Here is a 19,109-nt window from a genome sequence, read left to right on the forward strand (position 1 = left end):
CCGTCAGACGCTCACTTCCGACGAAAGGATTGCTGCCATGAGCGAGGCCCATACACAGAACGGTTCACAGAATGGTCACGGCTCCAAACCTTCCACGGCACGCTTGACCACCACGCCTTTTCCCGCCTCGCGCAAGGTGCATGTCGAAGGGTCGCAGCCCGGTGTCCGGGTGCCGATGCGTGAAATCAGCCTGACCTCGACACACTCGACCAACGGCAATGGCGGCATGCCCAACCAACCGATTACCGTCTACGACACATCCGGCCCCTATACCGATCCGAACGTCACGATCGACGTGCGGGCGGGCCTGCAGCCTTTGCGGCGAGCCTGGATCGAGGCCCGCCAGGATACGGAAGAACTCCCGCAGGTGAGTTCGCAGTACGGTCGTCAACGGGCTGCCGATCCAAAGCTGGCCGAGCTCCGCTTTACGCATATTCGCAAACCCCTCCGCGCCAAGGCCGGACGGAACGTCAGCCAGATGCACTACGCCAAGAAAGGCATCATCACGCCGGAGATGGAATTCATTGCGATCCGGGAGAATCAGTCCCGCGCGCGAGCCAGAGAACTCATGGCTTCGACCAATGGCCATGGCGGCGGGGTCTTGCAGCACCCCGGCCAGGCCTGGGGTGCCCGCATTCCCAATCTCATCACGCCCGAATTCGTGCGCGACGAGGTGGCTCGCGGCCGCGCCATCATCCCGAACAACATCAATCACCCGGAAACCGAGCCCATGATTATCGGCCGGAACTTCCTCGTGAAGATCAACAGCAACATCGGCAACTCTGCCGTCGCCTCTTCCATCGAAGAAGAAGTCGAGAAGATGATCTGGTCGATCCGCTGGGGCGCCGACACCGTGATGGACCTCTCCACCGGCAAGAATATCCATGAGACTCGCGAATGGATCATTCGCAATTCGCCTGTGCCGATCGGGACGGTACCGATCTATCAGGCCCTCGAAAAGGTCAACGGCAAGGCCGAAGACCTGACCTGGGAGATTTTCCGCGATACGCTGATCGAACAGGCCGAGCAGGGTGTGGATTACTTCACTATTCACGCCGGAGTCTTGTTGCGATACGTGCCGATGACGGCGAAACGCATGACCGGCATCGTCTCGCGGGGCGGCTCCATTCACGCGAAATGGTGCCTCGCGCACCATCAAGAGAATTTTGCCTACACGCACTTCGAAGAGATCTGCGAGATCATGAAAGCCTATGACGTGGCCTTCAGCCTCGGCGACGGTCTACGCCCCGGCTCGATCGCCGACGCCAACGACGAGGCGCAATTCGCCGAATTGGAAACCCTTGGCGAACTGACCAAGATCGCCTGGAACCATGATGTCCAAGTCATGATCGAAGGGCCCGGCCATGTGCCGATGCATATGATTCAAGAGAACATGGAAAAGCAGCTCAAGGAATGTCAGGAAGCGCCCTTCTATACCCTGGGGCCGCTGACCACCGATATCGCGCCGGGCTACGACCACATCACCTCCGGCATCGGCGCCGCGATGATTGGTTGGTACGGGTGTGCCATGCTCTGCTACGTGACGCCGAAGGAACATCTGGGCTTGCCGACGAAGGAGGATGTGAAGGTCGGCGTCGTGACGTACAAAATCGCCGCACATGCGGCGGACCTGGCAAAGGGACACCCAGGCGCGCAAGCTCGCGACAATGCCATGTCCAAAGCGCGGTTCGAGTTCCGCTGGGAAGACCAGTTCAACCTCGCGCTCGATCCCGAAACGGCCCGCTCGTATCACGATGCGACGCTGCCGGACAATGCGGCGAAGGTGGCTCATTTCTGCAGCATGTGCGGGCCACATTTCTGCTCGATGAAAATCACGCAGGATGTTCGCGACTATGCGGCGAAGAAAGAGCTGGAGGAGCAACAGGCCATTCAGATCGGCATGAAGGAAAAGTCAGAGGAATTCAAAAAAGCCGGCTCCGAAATTTATCTATAAGGCTGGTCAACATGGCTGCCCGGCGAGACCGCAGGCGAGTCCAAACCGGAGGCGTACCCTCAGGGGTACGTTGAGGATTTGGACGAGCTGAGAACGAAGCTGGAAGCCATGTTCAACAGCCGCTGAAGGGGAACACCGCATGGGCAAACCGAAACCTGCGCCGTTACGCGAACGCGACATTACCCGCCAGATCGCGCGGGAATACTATAAAGAGTTCGATCAACTGATCGAGAGCGACGTCATCATCGTCGGCGCTGGGCCGGCCGGCCTCATTTGCGCCCATGATCTGGGCAGAATGGGGGTCAAAACACTGATCGTCGAACAGAGCCTTGCATTGGGCGGAGGCTTTTGGTCCGGCGGCTACCTGATGAACAAAGCGACCATCTGCGCCCCGGCCCATAAGATCCTGAAGGAAGTGGGCGTGCCCTGCAAGCAGATCAAGGAATGCCCCGGCATGTACATGGTCGATCCCCCACATGCAACCGGCGCATTGATCGCCGCGGCGTACGATGCGGGCGCGAAGATCATGAACCTGACGCGGGTGGTCGATCTCATTCTGCGCCGCGAAGGCGTGCTCGAAGGCGTGGTCGTCAACAGCACCACCGCCGAAATGGCCGGCCACGATATCATCCACGTCGATCCGATCGCCTTGGAGAGCAAGATCGTGGTCGACGCCACCGGACATGACGCGGTGGTCGTCAATTTATTGCACAAGCGTGGGCTCTACCAGCAGGTGCCCGGCAACGGCGCCATGTGGGTGTCGCGGTCGGAAGAAGAAGTGATGGACCGGACCGGAGAAGTCTCTCCGAATTGTTTTGTGATCGGGCTGGCCGTCGCCGCCGTGTTCGGCACGCCACGCATGGGCCCGGCCTTCGGCTCAATGTTGCTGTCAGGCCGATATGGCGCAGAGTTAATTCAGAAAAAGCTGAGGCATAAGTAACGCGGAGCAAACAAGGCCCTCCGGCCTGCAGGCTGATCAAAAGGGTCATCCAGCGAGGCCGCAGAAAGTGCGAACCCGCAGGCGTACTTCTCAGTACGTTGAGGAGTTCGCACGATTGAGAACGAAGCTGGGGACCTTTTTCATCAGCCTGACCACCATGGATGTCCAAGATTTTCTCATACAGGGCGACGGCAGCGAGGAAGACAAGCGCGAAGCCTGGCAGCTCTTCCAGCAAGCCTATGCGCAGCAGATGAAGGGGCAGCTGGAGGAGGCCGTCAGCCTGTACAAGCTGTCGCTCGCGACGCATCAGACCGCAGAGGCGCATACCTTTCTCGGCTGGACCTACAGCTTCATGGGCAAGCTGGACGAAGCGATTGAGGAATGCCAGAAGGCCATTGCCTGCGATCCCCACTTCGGCAACCCCTATAATGATATCGGCGCCTATTTAATTGAAAAGGGCGACTTGGACGAAGCGATCCCTTGGTTTCAAAAAGCGATGCAGGCCACGCGCTATGAAAGCCCGGCCTTCCCACACCTCAACTTGGGCCGCGTCTATGAACGTCAAGGCAAGTGGAGCGACGCCATCGACTGCTACAAGCAAGCCCTTGCCCTCAACCCTGATTATGCCTTGGCCAAGAAAGCCTTGGGGCGCCTGATCAGTTCACTCAACTAGACACGACACACGATGACAAACCCGACGATTTTGGTAGCGGTCACCGACATTTTTTTCTACACGAAGGTACGCGATGCCTTGCGCCCGCATGGCTACATCTTGGAACGGATACGCAATCAGGCTGAGGTGGCAGACAAGGCGGCTTCAGCGAACCCGGCCGCGCTGATTGTGAACATGAACGATTTGGGAGTTGATGCCTTCAAAGCCCTGGAAACCCTCCAGACCAACCCGGCATTGCGTTCGCTGCCGATCCTGGCGTTCGCCAACCACGAAGAGGTGGATACATGGCGACGCGCCAAAGAGCTCGGGGTGACCAAGGTGGTATCCCGAAACGAATTTTCAGCCCGGACCAAGGACCTTGTCGAAGAACTAATTCATCCCCAACCCTCCGCACAACCGTGAGAACTGGGCCCAAATAGAGGATCGCAGATTCCCATGAAACAATCACGACTCCAGGCTCATCACCAGCAACTCGGGGCTACCTTCGAAGAAACGACGGGATGGTCGATGCCGGGCCACTATGGCGATGCGTCGGCAGAATATACCGGGGTGCGAACAGCCGTCGGGTTGTCCGACCTATCCCACCGCGGCAAGCTGCGAGTGACCGGCGACGACCGCATCAAGTGGCTCCAGAGCATCCTCAGCAACGACATTCTTCCCCTCCAGCCTGGACAGGGCCGCTATTCCAGTTTTCTGACGCACAAAGGGAAGATGCTCGGCTATTTTCGGGTCTACATCCAGAGCGACGCGGTGTGGATCGAAGACGTGGGCGAAGTCGGTGATGCGACGTTTCAGGCCCTGCGAAAATTTCTGCTCTACGGCACCAAAGCCAAGATGGAACCCTGCACCGACACCTGGGGCTTGCTGCTGGTGAGCGGACCAAAATCGGCGGAGACCGTCAAGGCCGCGTTCGGCGCAGATGTGGGCACGTTGCCCCTGTTGCACACGATGGCCCTCACCATCAACGGCCAGCAGGCGTTGATCCTACGCACCGAAGAGACGGGGGAATGCGATCTGGAACTGTTGCTGCCCGCAGAGGCGGTAGTCCCGGCCTGGGAACAACTAATGACCGCCGGAGCCCCGTTCGGTATCAGACCGGTCGGCGCACAGGCACGCGAGCTGTTGAGGATCGAAGCGGGCCTTCCCAAAGCCGGGCCCGACCTCAATGAGGAGATCGTCCCTCCGGAAGCGAACTTGGAAGGGAAAGCCTTCAGTCTCTCGAAGGGCTGTTATCCGGGACAAGAGGTCGTGGCGAGGATGGATACCTATGGAAACGTGCGTCGACACCTGGTCGGCCTACTGATTCAGGATCACGCGATTCCACCACGAGGCTCAAAACTGTTCAGCGGGGATCGTGAGGTCGGCTGGATCAGCAGCGCGGCGTTTTCACCGGGACGCAATGCGGTGTTGGCGTTCGGTTTCCCGCTGCGTGACTTTTCGGCGTCCGGCACCGAACTGACCGTGGAAGTGGCAGGGACGCGCCGTTCGGCTACCGTCCATGCCCTTCCCTTCTACGCTCATTCTCAGTAGGAGATTGAACACGCCCCCAGGCCCGCCAGCATGGCACTGGCTGGCTATTTTTCCGGATTGCGGACAGCCGTCACGGCAGACGCAAACCCGAGCACGCTCTTTCGCTCCTCGTCGTCCAAGGCCAGCAATAGGTGTGTTTCTTCGGCGTGCATCAGCCGGAGGCTCAGGAAGGGCTCCTCGCGGCGCTTTTCCCGGTTGTCCCACATCGCATCAATGATCTGAACCTTGTCCAACTGCCCGACCGACACCACGTCGTAACGGAAGTAGGAATCACCGATGACGATGTCGAAAATGACATTGCCGGCCGTCAGGAGCACCAGGTTGAACCGCCCCTGATCCTCATAACCTTCCGGCAAAAACTTATTGATGTGGCAACGTGCCACCTTGCGATCGCCCAGCGCCGCACGAAACTTCAGTTGCAAGGCTTCATAATCGATCTGAAGCGCCTTCTCATCCGCATTGGTCGCTCCGACCGCCGCATCCTTCGCTTTTTCAAAAATCTCGTCTGCCGACATCAACCCTGCCATAACGCCTTACTCCTTCGTTACAAGACTGTCTCCTGCGTATGCTGTCGTCTATGATTCGAGGCTGTGCGCGGCACGTCGGGCTCGAATTGCCCGAGCCACTCCGACCAGAGCTATCCCAGCCCACGCAAATTCCAACAACACGAACCCCACCCGTCGATCTTCTATCGCTACGATCCCCAGCAGCAGCGACCCCATGATATTCAGCGCCAGGTAACCGGCGTCCAGTTCCCGCCACGTACCGGCCTGATTCAACCCGTAGGCCAGGAGCACCATCAGCGCTCCGGCCACCGATATGACCTGCATGACCATGGATAGGCTCGCACCCTCGGTCCGAAGCGGACTGGAGAACGGGGTACGGTACCTGGCTGTTTGACAGGATTGCAAGTGGAAATTCCCCGGAAGGAATCAGAGGCCGCCCCGCCGCCATCGGCCTGAGAATGGCCGACGAAGCCGAGCCGCCACGTTGCATTTGCGGATCGATCTCCGGCATACTTCGCCACAACCAAGGGGAGGCACAGATGAGCGGACAGAGTTGCTTAATCGATGGTTGTCAGGCGAGAGTCTACGCGCCGGCCGGCACCCGTTCTATCTGCAAGGATCACTTCCTCGGATTTCTGACCTGGCGAAGGCGGCGAGGGCCGCAGATGTTCCGTAAGTATGCGGGACTGTCAATGGAAGAGCGTGATACCATTGCGGCCGAATGGCTTCAGACCTTGGCGACGAAAGACCTCCCTCACCCCATTCCTGGGCTCTAATCCAGGGTTCCGACTCGCGCTGCCCTGTTCTTGATGGTATCTCACACAGGGACGCCGAGCACTCCCCCCAGGCCGGCTCACCGGTCACTGTACTCCGCTGAAGCGCGCTTTGACATCCGTCGTCTGAAGTAACTTGCGCTCCAAGGCCGCCTTCAGCAACTGCGCCGTGTTGGACGCCCGCAACTTCTTCATCATATTGGCGCGATGAGTATCGGCAGTCTTCATGCTGATCTTCAAGCCTGCTGCGATGCTCCGGTTCGTATGCCCTTCCCAGATCAGTCGGAGAATCTCCAACTCGCGCGGTGTGAGATCCTCCGGCCTGCGTTTCCCGTCGGTTGGTACCGGCTCCGGCGACTCCGCACGACCGGCTTTTGACACTCTCGTCCGGCTCCGGTCTCTGTCGCTCACCTCATTCTCGTCCATTTCGGCCAACATACCTCTTCGTCCTCCTTCATGACTCTACCCCAAAAACTGCCCCTCAGTTTTCTCGAACCGTGACGGGTTTCGAGGTGTCCCACAAGCGTTGCAGATACCCCAATACGGCCGTAATCGCTTGCGTGCGTGGTTGCCAGGCCCCCTGTGCATTGCCGTTCAGTTCGACCCATCCTCCATCCACCTTCTGACGTACGATCAACCGTTCGAACATGCCATGCGTGGCCGGTTGAATCGCCAACAAATACTCCTGCTCTTCCTGATCCTTCAGCAGGAACCCCTTCACCATCATGATCACGCCTCCTTGTTGTATCCCGGCACCCTCTGTGGCACTGGGGTCTTTCGTTCGCGTTGCTGTTGACTCAGCCGCTCCCGACAACTCCCCAGGGACTTCTCCCTACCAACACGACCCTGTGCATATCAAAGCTCGTGCCGGACGGAAAACTGCCAAGAGTACTCAACAATAACGAGGCGTTGCGTATGGCGTCGGCCTCACGCGCTTGCCGATTCACCTGTGCCACAGACACGACGACTGTGCCAATAAGACGTTATGAGACGGTCTGAGACACCGCATGGACACCTGGACCTACAAGGCCGACCAATCATTCAGTTGCAGAGGAAACAGAACAACCGGACAGGGAAGGGCGCTGCGAGAATGCCGAATGACGCGAACGAGGCCGGGGATCAGGAGATGCCTACTCGGAGCAGGCGCAGCCTTCTAACGAACGAGTGGCGATATAGGTGAGATTGTTGATGTAGCGAGTGAACCCTTTCCTCCGGCCGTACAGCCGCAAGAAACATTGGTCGCCTTTGAGTTGGACGAAGAAGCTGTAGTCGGCACCGGAGGGTGAGGAGACACCGAATGGACGAGGGCCAAGGGAGCCGGTCGCCAAGACCACCGTCGTGTTCACGGCCAGGCGATTGGCCACTTCTGGCTGTTCACCTTCTTCCAGGAGGATGGATTCAAGTTGGCTTTGCACGGTCCGATGGCACGATTCATCCGACAAGCTCGTGATCTGCGCGACCGTCGTGCAGCCGGAAAGCAGTACGCACCCCAACCCCATCCAGTACAAGGGCCGATAGCCCCGTCTCCTCGCAGAGGACGCGACCCGCACGGCAGCGGCTACCCCATCACCGGGCTGCCATGATGGTGGATCATCAACCATTCGTCGCCGATCCGCTCGAACAAATTGGTGGCAAGGACGCGCGTTTCTACCGGCTGATCGTCCTGACGACTGGTCAGGTGTTCGGTACAGATGACCCAACCAAGATCCCCGGCCACCTGCACTTGCACGTCGGACAGTTCAAACTTCATGGAGAACGTGTTGTTGAAGATCAGGACCCAGGAGTCGCGCACGGCCGGCCAGTCACTGCGAAGGCTCCAGCCGGGATGAATGCAGGTCACATACTCAAGATGTGCCCACACTTTGTCCATCTGGAGCATGTCCAGACTTTCAAAGGCGGCATAGAAGGCGAGATTGGCGCGCGTGATTTCTTCGATGCGTTGTTCGACCACGGCTGGCTCCGGCAACGGTGCGGCATTGTACTGCAAACACCGTTGCCGGTGCGAGCCTCAATTACGCGGTGAGGGGGCGGACTCACGGGGAGCCGTTGCACCGCCGAGAGTGGGACTTCTCTCGAGAGTGCAGGCCGCCGCGAGTCCCATCAGCCCGCATGGGTGGCGAGCAGCCCCTCTTCCAGCGCCGTCTTCAAGAGTTGCGCGATATTGGAGACCCGAAGCTTCTTCATCATGTTGGCCCGGTGGGCCTCCGCCGTCTTGATGCTGATATGCAGCTGCTCAGCGATCGTTCGGTTCGTCAACCCCGCCCAGACCAACTGCAGAATTTCCTGCTCTCTCGGGGTCAGATCTTCCGGACGGCGCCTGGTCATCGTGCTGCTGCTCGCCACAGCATCCGTTCCCGGCGGAACCTCACGCAGATTCCCCTCCCGACTGAACCGCAAGACATTCTCATTGTCATTCCACATCATTTGCTCTCCTTTATTACCGAGCCCACACATTCAACTGTGAACGAAGATGACCAAGAAAACCCGACGAAATCGGCACCAGCCCTAGCAAGCAGCTCAACACGGCCCCGACCGCCCGAGTCCGATTCGACCAGGTCCTGATGCGGGAGGCGGCCCATATCGATCCAGCGCCCATCAATCTGCTCTGCGACGACCGGTTGATCAAAGGCACCCCGCGACGAGGACGGAATCGTCATCAACACGTCGTGATCAGAACCGGTTGAGATGAAAAACCCTGCGAACCCCATCTGCGCCTCTTGATGCTGCGCCAGCTGCCGATTTCTTGACCCGACCATCACTCTCCGACAATCACTGAACCTACCCATCAAGGATCATGCCATGGCTGTTGCCGAGAGAAGGTTGAGGAAAAACTAGGGATTTACGCCAAGACGCCCACCAGCCGGAGGTGCCATGTGTCAAGGAGATGGCACAACGTGCTGTGCCACACCTGTCTCATGTGGCGCAGCGCACACCTGTCGGCGATACTCGGATGTGACCCAGGCCTGAATCTAAGTTTTGGACCGTTCGGCCTATGCGGAGGAGATCTGCGAGAAGCGGCACCTGATCATCGGATGGATATTCTGGTGTGTCATAGGGGGAAGATTTTCGCGCCTGCATCGAGCAAGGTCACGGGCGAAAATCTTGAGCGGTGTCTTCGGAGGCGGCCACATCATATTCGGCCAGACGCCGATAGAACGTCCGGCGGCTCATGCCCAATAATCGAGCCGCCTCGGAACGATTCCCGCCCGTCTGCTGAAGGGCCCCTAGCATACGGGTCCGCTCATCGTCACGCTGGAGAGGAACATAGGTCGACTTCGGCTCGGGATGCCTGATCTCCGGCGGGAGATCCCCGACCTGCACGACCGTCCCTTTGCAATGAATGAGCGCCGATTCCACCGCGCTTTTCAGTTCCCGCACATTACCGGGCCAGGGATAGGCGGTCAGGAGTTGCAACGCCTCCGGGCTGACCTGGAACACCGACTTTTCCATGACGGAGCGAAACTGCCCGAGAAAGGCATGGACCAGCAGGGGAATATCCGTCGGCCGGTCACGCAACGGCGTCAGATGGAGCCGTGCGACCTTGATGCGATACAACAGATCTCTCCGGAACGTCCCCTTTTCCACATCCTCCGCCAGGTTATGGTGCGTCGCCACCACCAGACGGACATCGACCTTCCGTGGTTTAGACTCGCCCAAGCGCGTCACTTCCCGCTCCTGCAAGACACGCAGGAGGCTCGTCTGGACTGCGGGGGAAATATCGCCGATCTCGTCCAGGAACAGCGTGCCTCCCTCCGCCGCCTCAAAAACCCCTTCCTGGTTGTCGATGGCGCCGGTGAACGCCCCCTTTTTATGGCCGAACAACTGGCTGCCGAGAATCGAGTCGGTGAACCCCGCACAATTGACGGCCAGAAATGTGTGGGGTGCCCGCCGACTGGTGAGATGGATCGCACGGGCCACCAATTCCTTCCCCGTGCCGGTTTCTCCCTCGATCAGGACGGTCGCATCCACCGCGGCGATCTTCTGGATTTCTTCGTACAACACCACCATGGACGGGCTCCGGCCGATCAAGTCATGAAATTTTCCGTGATCCGCCAACTGCGATTGGAGCGCTTGAGCCTGATCCTCTGCCGCAAATCGCCGTCGGACGCTTTCCACCCATTGCTCCGCAATCGTCAGACGCAGTTTCAGAAACTCGACGCCGACGGGCTTCACCAGATAGTCGTTGACGCCTGCCTGCAACGCCGTCCGCAAGGCATCCGGTGAATCATGCGCCGTAATCATGACAATCACGCAGCGATCACCGCCCGGACTCGATCGGATGGCGCGGCACAACTGCAGCCCGTCCATGCCGCCGCCACGCAACTCCCAATCGAGCAGCACCAGTTCAAAGGCTCGCCGACTGTAGGCCTCCCAGGCCGACTCCCCATCCCCGCAGGCCGTCACCTCATGCCCGCGCGCGTCGATGACCTGTTCAAACAAACGCCGAATGTCGATGTGGTCTTCCACCAGCAACACGCGCATGACTGTTCCACCCTTTACTTACACATAGACCACTTGCAGGCGATCCAGATAGCTGGTGCACGCGTTCAGCGTCTCCCGCACCGCCGCTCCGTCCTTGCGTTCCGCCGCCGCCTCGAGAGCCCGCCCATACGCGCTGATGGCGTCGAGTCCGTAGGTCCCTCCGGCGCCCTTGAGGCCATGGCCGATTTCACGGACCAGGACATAGTCTTCGCGTTCTACCGCATCCGCGATCTGGACCAGGTCCTGGCGCCGACGTTCCAGAAACCCCGGCATGAGCGACTCGAACTCTCCGCTGAGCTGTAGCACAACAGGAGCCAAGGCCGCGTCAGACCGCGACGGTGCTAGCGCTGCTGTTTGGGAATACAACTGAATCGCTTCCATCAGTCGCGCCTTACGAATCGGTTTCGTGAGGTGGGCCGTACACCCCGCCTCAAGACTGCGCTGCACTTCACCTTGCAGCGCATTGGCCGTGAGGGCCAGTATGGGAACCGGGGGTCGGCCCTGCTCCCGTTCCCAGGCTCGAATGGCCTTTGTCGCCGCATAACCATCCATGACGGGCATCTGGATGTCCATCAAGACCAAATCGTACGATCCCCGCAGAAACATCTCGACCGCCACCTGGCCGTTGGCTGCTGTTTCGACCCGATGCGGCGTCGCCTTGAAATAGAATTCCATCATGCGACGATTGTCCACAAAGTCTTCGGCCAGCAGAATCGACAGTCCGGCCCTACCGTCTACCGGGCTGGAGGGCTCCTTTGGGGAACCGGGCAGGTCCCCATGCCCCTCGGCCGATGCAGTCTTACCGATGACCGCCATCATGCCATTGAACAAATCCGATCGCCGGAACGGCTTGGTGAGATACCGCACCACTCCGCATTCCCGCGCGCGAGCCTGATCACCGGCTCGGCGTTCCGACGTCAGCATGATCAAAGACAATCCCGCCAGCCAGGGTGAACGGGCGATGGTCTCCGCAACCTCCCACCCGCTGAGCTTCGGCATGCGCACGTCGAGAATCACCAGGCGATACGGGACACCGGCCTTCGCTGCGCGACGCAATTCCTCCAACGCCTCATCACCGCCGGACGCCTCGACAGCAGGGATTCCCCAGCCCGTCAGCGTTTCTCGCACAATCAGACGATTGGTGGCATTATCGTCCACGATCAAGGTGCGTAAGCCGGCCAATTGCTCCCACTGTGCCGGAGGAACGGCCGGGACCGGTTGGAGATGGACGGCGAACTTGGCGCTAAAGCTGAAGAGGCTGCCCTTGCCGACCTCACTCTCCACCCACATCTTCCCGCCCATTCGCTCGACTAAACGCCGGGAAATCGTCAACCCGAGGCCGCTCCCGCTGTATGGCCGGGTCATCGACGAATCGACCTGGGTAAACCGTTCGAAAATGACCGCCAGCTTGTCCGTTGGAATCCCGATACCCGTATCCCGCACGGTGAACAGAAGATTTCCCGGCCCATCCGCCTGCGGATCGCACTCCACTCGCAGCACGACCTCCCCCTGATCCGTGAACTTGATGGCATTCCCCAACAGATTCAGCAGCACCTGCCGCAGTCGGTTCGGGTCCCCGACCAGCGAGGTCGGCACATCGGGCTGAATCTGGTAGGCCAACTCCAAATTCTTCTCGGCGGCGCGCACGGCGACTAATTCGGCCGCGCGCTGCACCAAATCGTTGAGGTCGAAATCGACGATATCCAGATCCAGATGTCCGGCTTCAATTTTTGACAGGTCGAGCACGTCGTTGATCAGACTCAGCAGGTTGCTCCCCGCATCTCGAAAAATCTGCACATACTCCCGCTGATCCTCGTTCAGCGACGTTTCGGACAACAAATCCGCCATGCCCACGATGGCGTTCATCGGAGTTCTGATTTCATGGCTCATCGTGGCGAGGAAATCGCTCTTGGCCCGATTGGCGAACTCCGCCGCCTCCTTTGCCATCACCAGCGCGCTCTCCGCCTCCTGGCGCTGCTTCGCCTCGTAGGCCAACGTCACAAGATTCCCGATGGACGTCGCAAACTGCGTCTCCTCACTGGTCCAGGCACGCGGCACGCCGATCCGTTCATGGCACACCACGCCCGCCAGCCGCCCCCCGAAGAAAATCGGCACATCCAACAGGGAAACAATACCCAAAGGCTGGAGATACGCAGGCAGCAGTTCGGACGTGCGAGGATCCCGATCCACATCGTGGGCGTCGACCACTTGCTCTCGAAGCAGTTCGGCAAAGTAGCGAGGGTACTGCGCGACATTCAGGCGCTGCCCGCGTGAGTGCTGTGCCACACGCTGCTCGTACAACTCCGCACAGTCCAGCATGGCCCCGTTTCGGTCCAGTAACCAGACGCTGGCGCGATCGACCGCCAAGGCCTGCGCGGATGTCCGCATCAACTCCTCGAGAGCCGCCTGCCAGTCCCCCGACCCAATGTGTTGACTCTTGGTCAGACGCATCAGCGCGTGCTGGTGTACCTGCAACACGGACTGACTGTGGCGTAGGGCCGCTTCCGCCTCCGTGCGTCTGGTAATGTCCAACACGAGCGTCAGCAGGCAATTCTCCCTGCCGATACAGACCGGTTCCACGTTGAACAGTCCTTGCCGCACTTCACCGGATTTTGTGCGAAACGCCTTCTCCAGGTTCCGGAGGAATCCATCCCGACGAAGGGTGTCCGCCAACTGTTGACGGTCTTCGGGATTGACCCAGATTCCGACCTCGAGCGACGACATGCCGATGAGTTCTCCGCGGCTGAATCCTGACACCCGCACAAAGGCGTCGTTGACGTCGAGCACCCGCCCGTCTTCCAGACGACTGATGGCCATGCCGGCCGGGCTGCTTTGAAAGGCTTTGGAAAAGCGTTCTTCGCTTTCACGTAAGGCCTGCTCGACCCGTTTCCGCTCCGTAATATCGCGTGCCACGACCTGAAAGCCGCTGACAGTCTCCCCCTCCATCAATAATTGCGCATGTTGTCCCAGCCACACGTCGCGCCCGTCCTTCGTGGCAACCGGCACCTCATACACGGTTCGTGGCACTTTTCGCACAAACTGCCGCCCATAAAACCGCTCAGTTTGCGCTCGACATGGCGGCAGGACAATCTCCAGATAATGACGCCCCAGCAATTCTTCAGGCAGATACCCGAGGATGCGGAGCGAGGTGGGATTGCAATAGGTAAACCGACCGGCTGCATCAGTCCGATAGATGATATCGCCGGCCTGCTCGACCAGCTCGCGATACCGTTCGTCGCTCGCTCGCCGAGCCTCCTCGGCCTGTTGCTGCTCGACCAATTGCTGAGTCAGTCGACTATTGGCAGCCGTCAAACTCTGCGTCTGCTCTGCTACCCGCAATTCCAGTCGGTTGTTCGCAGCGCGCAGCGCCGCTTCAGCGGCGCGACGTTGACTCAGGAGGAAGGCGCCGCCCCACACTATTCCTACGCCCAATGTCCGATTGAACAACGCCGTACGCACTTCGATACCTGGCGGCGCCAGGACAACACCGGCTCCAAGTAGAACTGTACAGAGCGAGGCATACCGCAGCGGGACGGTTGGCGACACACATCGTGAACTGAGCCAGAGAGGGAGCAGATACAACAACCAGACGACATGGCCGAGCGGAATCATCGCATCCAGCGCGAACACTCCGGCAGTCATCAGACCAATCACGGCCAGCATGATCGTACGTTTCCTCGCCCGTCACGGCGAATGACCGATACGCGAGTCGTCTGTCAGACAAACACCGGTAAGATACGCGTCTGCGACGGGGACGTAAACCCGGGCAATCGGCCCTACTGCGGCCCTACCGAGGGAGAGGCGGGATGGGGTGCATTGACGGATCGTCCATGCAGAAGAGGCGCGATCAGCCAGGATAACCGTGCGTAACTCGTCGGAAGAAGTGGAGCGTCGCGGTCTCGAGTTGGGGGGAGCGGGAGGCTTGAGGCACGAACGTGGTGGCCCTGGTTGCTTGTCCCCCTATTTCACGCCGCCGACCGTGAGCGGCAAAACCGCTCACCGCATGGAGCGCCGTTCGTATCCACAGGTCCTTCGGATGACGGGAAATTTCCTGCACCCCACAAGCGTCAGCCATGTCCCGAGCCACGAGACCTCTCCCCCACGTAGCGCCACGAGCTCAAGCCGGAAGTGAGACGAGCGTTGGGGCAGATGGACGATTCGGCGAACGCCTTGGGTTCAATGCATTCCGTTACTGATCGGCCCCGATCAGTCCGGTCCGAATGGCCAGTCGTACCAATCCAGGAACGTCATGAATTTCAAGCCGTTCCATTAGTTGGGCGCGATGCGTCTCCACGGTCTTGACGCTCAGGTCGAGCCGATGAGCAATCTCTTTGGTGGAGCTGCCCTCGGCAATCAACTGCAGGATTTCCCGTTGACGCGCCGTGAGTTTGCCCAATGGACCTGCCGCGGCGGTGCCTTCACGACAATAGGCGTCCAGGGTGAATTTGGCCATGGCCGAGGTCAAATAGGTTTCTCCTCGACACACCGTTTTAAGCGCAAGTTCCAACTCTGAACGGTCGGCGTCCTTCAGAAGATAGCCGGATGCCCCGGATCGTAACGCCTCTTTCAGATATTCCTCGTTTGTATACATCGTGAGCATGATCACTTTCGCCTTGGGGCATTCCTGCCGCATGCGACTCGTGGCCTCCAGCCCGTTCATCCCCGACATCGCGATATCCATCAGAACCACGTCGGGAGCTAGTGCTCTGGCGGCGCGCACCGCCTCTCGACCATCACTCACCTCCCCAACAACCTCAACCTTATCCAGCTTCTCCAGCAATGCCCGAAATCCGGCGCGCACCAATGTGTGATCCTCGGCCAGCAACACCCGAATCGTGTTCATTGCAGATCCTCCCGACTGCTCTCGGATGCCGCGGCGAGGGGAAACGACGCACGAATTTCGGTCCCTGCAGCAGGAGCGGACGTGATCGTGACCGTTCCACCGGCAAGTTGAACGCGTTCCTCCATCCCGGACAACCCGACACTGGTGCCGGCTCTGGCACCCGCCCGAACCATCTCCAGATCGAACCCGATGCCATTGTCACGAATGACCAGCGTCAATTCCTGATGCGCGCGCTCCAAGCGCACTTCCACCTTGCTCGCCTGCGAGTGGCGCGCGACATTGGTCAACGCTTCCTGCGTCAGCCGGAAACAGGCGATCTCAACCTCAGGCGAGGGCCGGCTTGTCAGCGCCTCAACAGACACCAGGGCCTCCCACCCCGCGCGCTCCGCCTGCCGGCCGACGTACCATCTGAGAGCCGGGCCCAACCCCAGTTCGTCCAACAGCGATGGCCGTAAATCCAGGGCCAAACTGCGGACACGTTGCAGCACCTGCCCAAGAATCTCCAGACTATCGACGATTTGATTCTCCACCGCCTCACTGCCAGGCACCGTGCGAATTTCTCGCAAATTGAGCTTGATCGCCGTGAGCGCTTGGCCGATTTCATCGTGCAAATCACGCGCAATCGCACGGCGCTCCGACTCTTGAATTTCCATCAACCGACGGGACAGTATGCGTAATCGCTCGTTCGCCTCGCGCAATGCCGCCGTACGCTCCAGCACCCGCGCCTCCAACTCCTCATGCGCATGCGTCAATGCTTCCTGTGTCCGCTTCTGTTCGGTAATATCCGTGTTCAATTCGAGACTGCCGCTCGGGACTCCCGATGAATCACGGAGCAACGTCCACCGGCTCGACACCGTGATGGTCCGTCCCGCGCGCGTCCGATGCACCAATTCGCCCCGCCACAACCCTGCCTGCAAGAATTCCCGCTTAATCTCCTCCAGCGGGCACGGAAAGGTCGTGTGTAAGAATTCGTGAATATACGCACCCAACGCTTCCCCGGACGTCCATCCGTACAGCCGCACCGCGCCCTCGTTCCAATACGTAATCGTATCACTCACCAGGTCGCGCACGAGGATCGCATCGTTGGCCAAATCGAGCAACTTCGCTTGACGTTGGAGTAAGGCTTCCGCCTGCAGCTGGCCTCGACGATCCTTGACGACAAAACAATAACCCACAATGTTCCCGCGCTTGTCAGGCAGAGCACTGACAAAGAGGCGCACCGGAATCCGGCAGCCAGTACCATCGATGTACGTCCACTCCTCCTCGACCATCTGCCCCAAGCTGACCAATCCGACAATCACTCCGAACGGATCCTCGATCACCGTGCCAACCTGAGCCACGATCGTGCGTCGCCGAGCGTCCAACTCGAGGGGGTCATGAAAAGCGGCCGGGGTGAGGTGCCCGACCACGGTCTCCGCAGTCACGCCGAGTAATCGCTCGGCAGCGTGGCTGAAACTGCTGATGATCCCGTCTGGCCTGGTGAAGATCACCGCAACCCTCGTCAACCCATCGTCACCGAATGCGATCCTGTCACTGTTCATCGAGACGCCTTCGGTTCAGGAAACAGCCGCAGCCGCATGATGACCGGCCCACAGTAGAGAGATGCTTACAAGTCACCCGTGCTCCCGCCCATCACGCACCCACACAGCGATCATACAAAGAGCGGCCATCGCCACGAGCTCATGTACCGAGGCACACACCGGGCGACGTCGCTAGCCCCTACCCTTGAGTCGAGCCGACTGCCTTCCGACCAGCCAGACGCCGGCGAGGATGAGAGCAATCCCCACGACTTCCCGAACGCCAATCGCCTCACCCAGTATGAGGGCCGACAAGAGCAGGGCCGACACGGGAATAAGGTTCACGAAGACGCCGGCCCGTGAGGGACCGACGCCCTGCACGCCATAGAGCCAGGCTTGCTGGCCAAGAGCGGTGGCAAAGACGATCAGATAGCCCAAGGCCAACCACCCGGAAAGCGGAACGACGCTCATACCGGTGACGAGCAGCTTTTGATCGGTCCAGAGGAGGGGAATCTGCAGCATCAGCGAGAGGAACAAGGTCGTCCAATTGACTGTCAGCGGGGTTAGACGCTCCATCACCTGCCGGCCTCCGATCGAGTAGAGCGCCCAGCTCACCAACCCCAACAGGACCAAGATGCCGCCCAACCAGGGATTCTCTCCGCTCGGGGCATCTCCTCCGACTCCGGACACCAGCGCCACCCCCGCGAACGACACCGCACACCCTCCCGCCACGGTTTTAAAAGGCACATCGCGGACTAACAGCGATGAGAGGAGGGCGGTGATGGCCGGACTCGCCCCGATAATCACTCCAGCGGTGGCCGCGCCGACATACCGAAGGCCGAACAGCGTCAACAGATGGTTGCCGAGCACGCCGAGACCCAGCAGCGACAGCCACTTCAGATCGCGGGCCGTCAGAGTCGTGCGCCCGCCTTCCGTCCACCACCAGAGAGGAATCAGGATCGCCAACGCGCCGAGGCCGCGCAGCAAGGAGGTCTCCACGGCCGAAAACGCGCCGAGCGCGAGTTTCTGCCCCACAATCGAGCCTCCCCATACCAGGGCGGACGTGGTCAAGGCGGCATAGGCGGCAGGGGCTGACGGTCTGTCCATCCGTTCACGTTCTCCCTTCACTCTGGTGTGCGACACACCGGATGGTTAAGACGGCTCGCGTGACGGTTTCGGGGAAATGACCCACACTCCATCGCGAATAGTGGCCAGCACCGCCGTCACGCGCGAATCAGCCGCCACGACTCGGTTGAGTTCCTGAATGGCCGCGGTGCGATCGTCCGGCGGCGGATTCAGCAGGACATCGCCGTCCCACAATACATTGTCGATCAAGATCACGCCGCGCGGGGACAGCAACTCCATCGCCCGACGGTAATAATTCACGTAGTTGATCTTGTCTGCATCAATAAAGATCACCTCAAAGGGGCCGGTCAGATTCGCCATCGTCTCCAGCGCCGGACCCATCCGAATGTCAATTTTCCCTCCATGCGGCGACTGGGCAAAGAATCGGCGAGCGACGGCGGCGGATTCTTCATCCACCTCGCACGTCATCACCCGTCCCTGGTCGGGCAAGGCTTCCGCAAAACACAGGGCGCTATACCCCGTAAACATCCCAATTTCCAGCACGCGCTGGGCCTGAACGAGGCGAGTCATCATGGACAGAAATGCGCCTTCCAGCGGCCCCACCAGCATCCGCGCAAACTCCATGGTCCGCTCGGTTTCCTCTCGCAAATTCCGGCGGACCGGAGTTTCCGGCAAGGAACAGGCCGCGGCATAGGCTTCGATATCGGGCAGGACCAGATCAGCCATGAGTTTCACTCCACTAGAGACTTGTGCGACAATTCGCACCGGTCGCGAATCATACCACGGACATCCCAGCACAAGAGGC

General features: G+C 59.8%; 20 protein-coding genes. 6 read left to right on the forward strand and 14 right to left on the reverse strand.

The window, feature by feature from the left end:
- The first annotated feature begins 37 nt into the window (after window positions 1–37).
- The 5 genes from thiC (at window position 38) to ygfZ (ending at window position 5,097) form a co-directional block, all read left to right on the forward strand.
- Complete coding sequence (gene thiC / locus KJA79_RS01085) at window positions 38–1,954, forward strand: phosphomethylpyrimidine synthase ThiC (RefSeq protein WP_213040161.1); 1,917 nt, start codon at window positions 38–40, stop codon at window positions 1,952–1,954.
- A 139-nt stretch (window positions 1,955–2,093) separates the two neighbouring features.
- Window positions 2,094–2,894, forward strand: coding sequence for a sulfide-dependent adenosine diphosphate thiazole synthase (locus KJA79_RS01090; protein ID WP_213040162.1), 801 nt, complete (start codon window positions 2,094–2,096; stop codon window positions 2,892–2,894).
- A gap of 115 nt (window positions 2,895–3,009) precedes the next feature.
- Window positions 3,010–3,567, forward strand: a complete 558-nt coding sequence (locus KJA79_RS01095) for a tetratricopeptide repeat protein (RefSeq protein WP_246507330.1) — start codon at window positions 3,010–3,012, stop codon at window positions 3,565–3,567.
- Between the two features lie 12 nt (window positions 3,568–3,579).
- Window positions 3,580–3,969 (forward strand): response regulator, encoded by a 390-nt coding sequence (locus tag KJA79_RS01100; protein ID WP_213040163.1) that lies wholly within the window; start codon window positions 3,580–3,582, stop codon window positions 3,967–3,969.
- 33 nt (window positions 3,970–4,002) lie between these two features.
- Window positions 4,003–5,097, forward strand: coding sequence for a CAF17-like 4Fe-4S cluster assembly/insertion protein YgfZ (gene ygfZ, locus KJA79_RS01105; RefSeq protein WP_213040164.1), 1,095 nt, complete (start codon window positions 4,003–4,005; stop codon window positions 5,095–5,097).
- A 44-nt stretch (window positions 5,098–5,141) separates the two neighbouring features.
- Here ygfZ and KJA79_RS01110 read toward each other — a convergent pair whose 3' ends face one another.
- Together KJA79_RS01110 and KJA79_RS01115 are read right to left on the reverse strand one after the other, a co-directional pair.
- Entirely contained in the window at window positions 5,142–5,624 is a 483-nt protein-coding gene (locus tag KJA79_RS01110) for a hypothetical protein (protein ID WP_213040165.1), read from the reverse strand.
- A 48-nt stretch (window positions 5,625–5,672) separates the two neighbouring features.
- A complete protein-coding gene (locus tag KJA79_RS01115; RefSeq protein WP_213040166.1) occupies window positions 5,673–5,933 on the reverse strand; it encodes a CBU_0592 family membrane protein in 261 nt (86 codons plus the stop codon).
- Window positions 5,934–6,142: 209 nt separating this feature from the next.
- On the opposite strand from KJA79_RS01115, the gene KJA79_RS01120 reads away from it, so the two are divergent.
- A complete protein-coding gene (locus KJA79_RS01120) occupies window positions 6,143–6,379 on the forward strand; it encodes a hypothetical protein (RefSeq protein ID WP_213040167.1) in 237 nt (78 codons plus the stop codon).
- 84 nt (window positions 6,380–6,463) lie between these two features.
- Here KJA79_RS01120 and KJA79_RS01125 read toward each other — a convergent pair whose 3' ends face one another.
- The 12 genes from KJA79_RS01125 to KJA79_RS01180 all read right to left on the reverse strand — a co-directional run bounded on the left by KJA79_RS01125 (window position 6,464) and on the right by KJA79_RS01180 (window position 19,030).
- Window positions 6,464–6,814 (reverse strand): LuxR C-terminal-related transcriptional regulator, encoded by a 351-nt coding sequence (locus KJA79_RS01125; RefSeq protein WP_213040168.1) that lies wholly within the window; start codon window positions 6,812–6,814, stop codon window positions 6,464–6,466.
- A 43-nt stretch (window positions 6,815–6,857) separates the two neighbouring features.
- Window positions 6,858–7,103, reverse strand: coding sequence for a hypothetical protein (locus KJA79_RS01130; RefSeq protein WP_213040169.1), 246 nt, complete (start codon window positions 7,101–7,103; stop codon window positions 6,858–6,860).
- 403 nt (window positions 7,104–7,506) lie between these two features.
- On the reverse strand, window positions 7,507–7,977 hold the full coding sequence (locus KJA79_RS01135; protein ID WP_213040170.1) for a hypothetical protein: 471 nt from the start codon (window positions 7,975–7,977) through the stop codon (window positions 7,507–7,509).
- Window positions 7,935–8,327, reverse strand: a complete 393-nt coding sequence (locus tag KJA79_RS01140) for a nuclear transport factor 2 family protein (RefSeq protein WP_080878658.1) — start codon at window positions 8,325–8,327, stop codon at window positions 7,935–7,937. The genes KJA79_RS01135 and KJA79_RS01140 overlap by 43 nt, the downstream gene beginning before the upstream one ends.
- Before the next feature lie 149 nt (window positions 8,328–8,476).
- Window positions 8,477–8,800 (reverse strand): response regulator transcription factor, encoded by a 324-nt coding sequence (locus KJA79_RS01145; RefSeq protein WP_213040171.1) that lies wholly within the window; start codon window positions 8,798–8,800, stop codon window positions 8,477–8,479.
- Window positions 8,797–9,132 (reverse strand): hypothetical protein, encoded by a 336-nt coding sequence (locus tag KJA79_RS01150; RefSeq protein ID WP_213040172.1) that lies wholly within the window; start codon window positions 9,130–9,132, stop codon window positions 8,797–8,799. Before KJA79_RS01150 ends, KJA79_RS01145 begins: the two co-directional genes overlap by 4 nt.
- A 331-nt stretch (window positions 9,133–9,463) precedes the next feature.
- Window positions 9,464–10,858: a sigma-54-dependent transcriptional regulator gene (locus KJA79_RS01155; protein ID WP_213040173.1), complete on the reverse strand. Its 1,395-nt coding sequence runs from the start codon at window positions 10,856–10,858 to the stop codon at window positions 9,464–9,466.
- Between the two features lie 18 nt (window positions 10,859–10,876).
- On the reverse strand, window positions 10,877–14,521 hold the full coding sequence (locus tag KJA79_RS01160) for a PAS domain S-box protein (RefSeq protein ID WP_213040174.1): 3,645 nt from the start codon (window positions 14,519–14,521) through the stop codon (window positions 10,877–10,879).
- A gap of 526 nt (window positions 14,522–15,047) precedes the next feature.
- Window positions 15,048–15,701 carry a response regulator gene (locus KJA79_RS01165; RefSeq protein WP_213040175.1) on the reverse strand — a complete coding sequence of 218 codons (654 nt, stop codon included), beginning with the start codon at window positions 15,699–15,701 and terminating at the stop codon, window positions 15,048–15,050.
- Window positions 15,698–17,242 (reverse strand): PAS domain-containing sensor histidine kinase, encoded by a 1,545-nt coding sequence (locus KJA79_RS01170; protein WP_213040176.1) that lies wholly within the window; start codon window positions 17,240–17,242, stop codon window positions 15,698–15,700. Before KJA79_RS01170 ends, KJA79_RS01165 begins: the two co-directional genes overlap by 4 nt.
- A 171-nt stretch (window positions 17,243–17,413) precedes the next feature.
- Window positions 17,414–18,325 carry a DMT family transporter gene (locus KJA79_RS01175; protein WP_213040177.1) on the reverse strand — a complete coding sequence of 304 codons (912 nt, stop codon included), beginning with the start codon at window positions 18,323–18,325 and terminating at the stop codon, window positions 17,414–17,416.
- 45 nt (window positions 18,326–18,370) lie between these two features.
- Window positions 18,371–19,030: an O-methyltransferase gene (locus tag KJA79_RS01180; protein ID WP_246507332.1), complete on the reverse strand. Its 660-nt coding sequence runs from the start codon at window positions 19,028–19,030 to the stop codon at window positions 18,371–18,373.
- Window positions 19,031–19,109: the final 79 nt, after the last annotated feature.

It is taken from the genome of Nitrospira defluvii (assembly GCF_905220995.1).
In the GTDB taxonomy this organism is placed as follows: Bacteria; Nitrospirota; Nitrospiria; order Nitrospirales; family Nitrospiraceae; genus Nitrospira_A; species Nitrospira_A defluvii_C.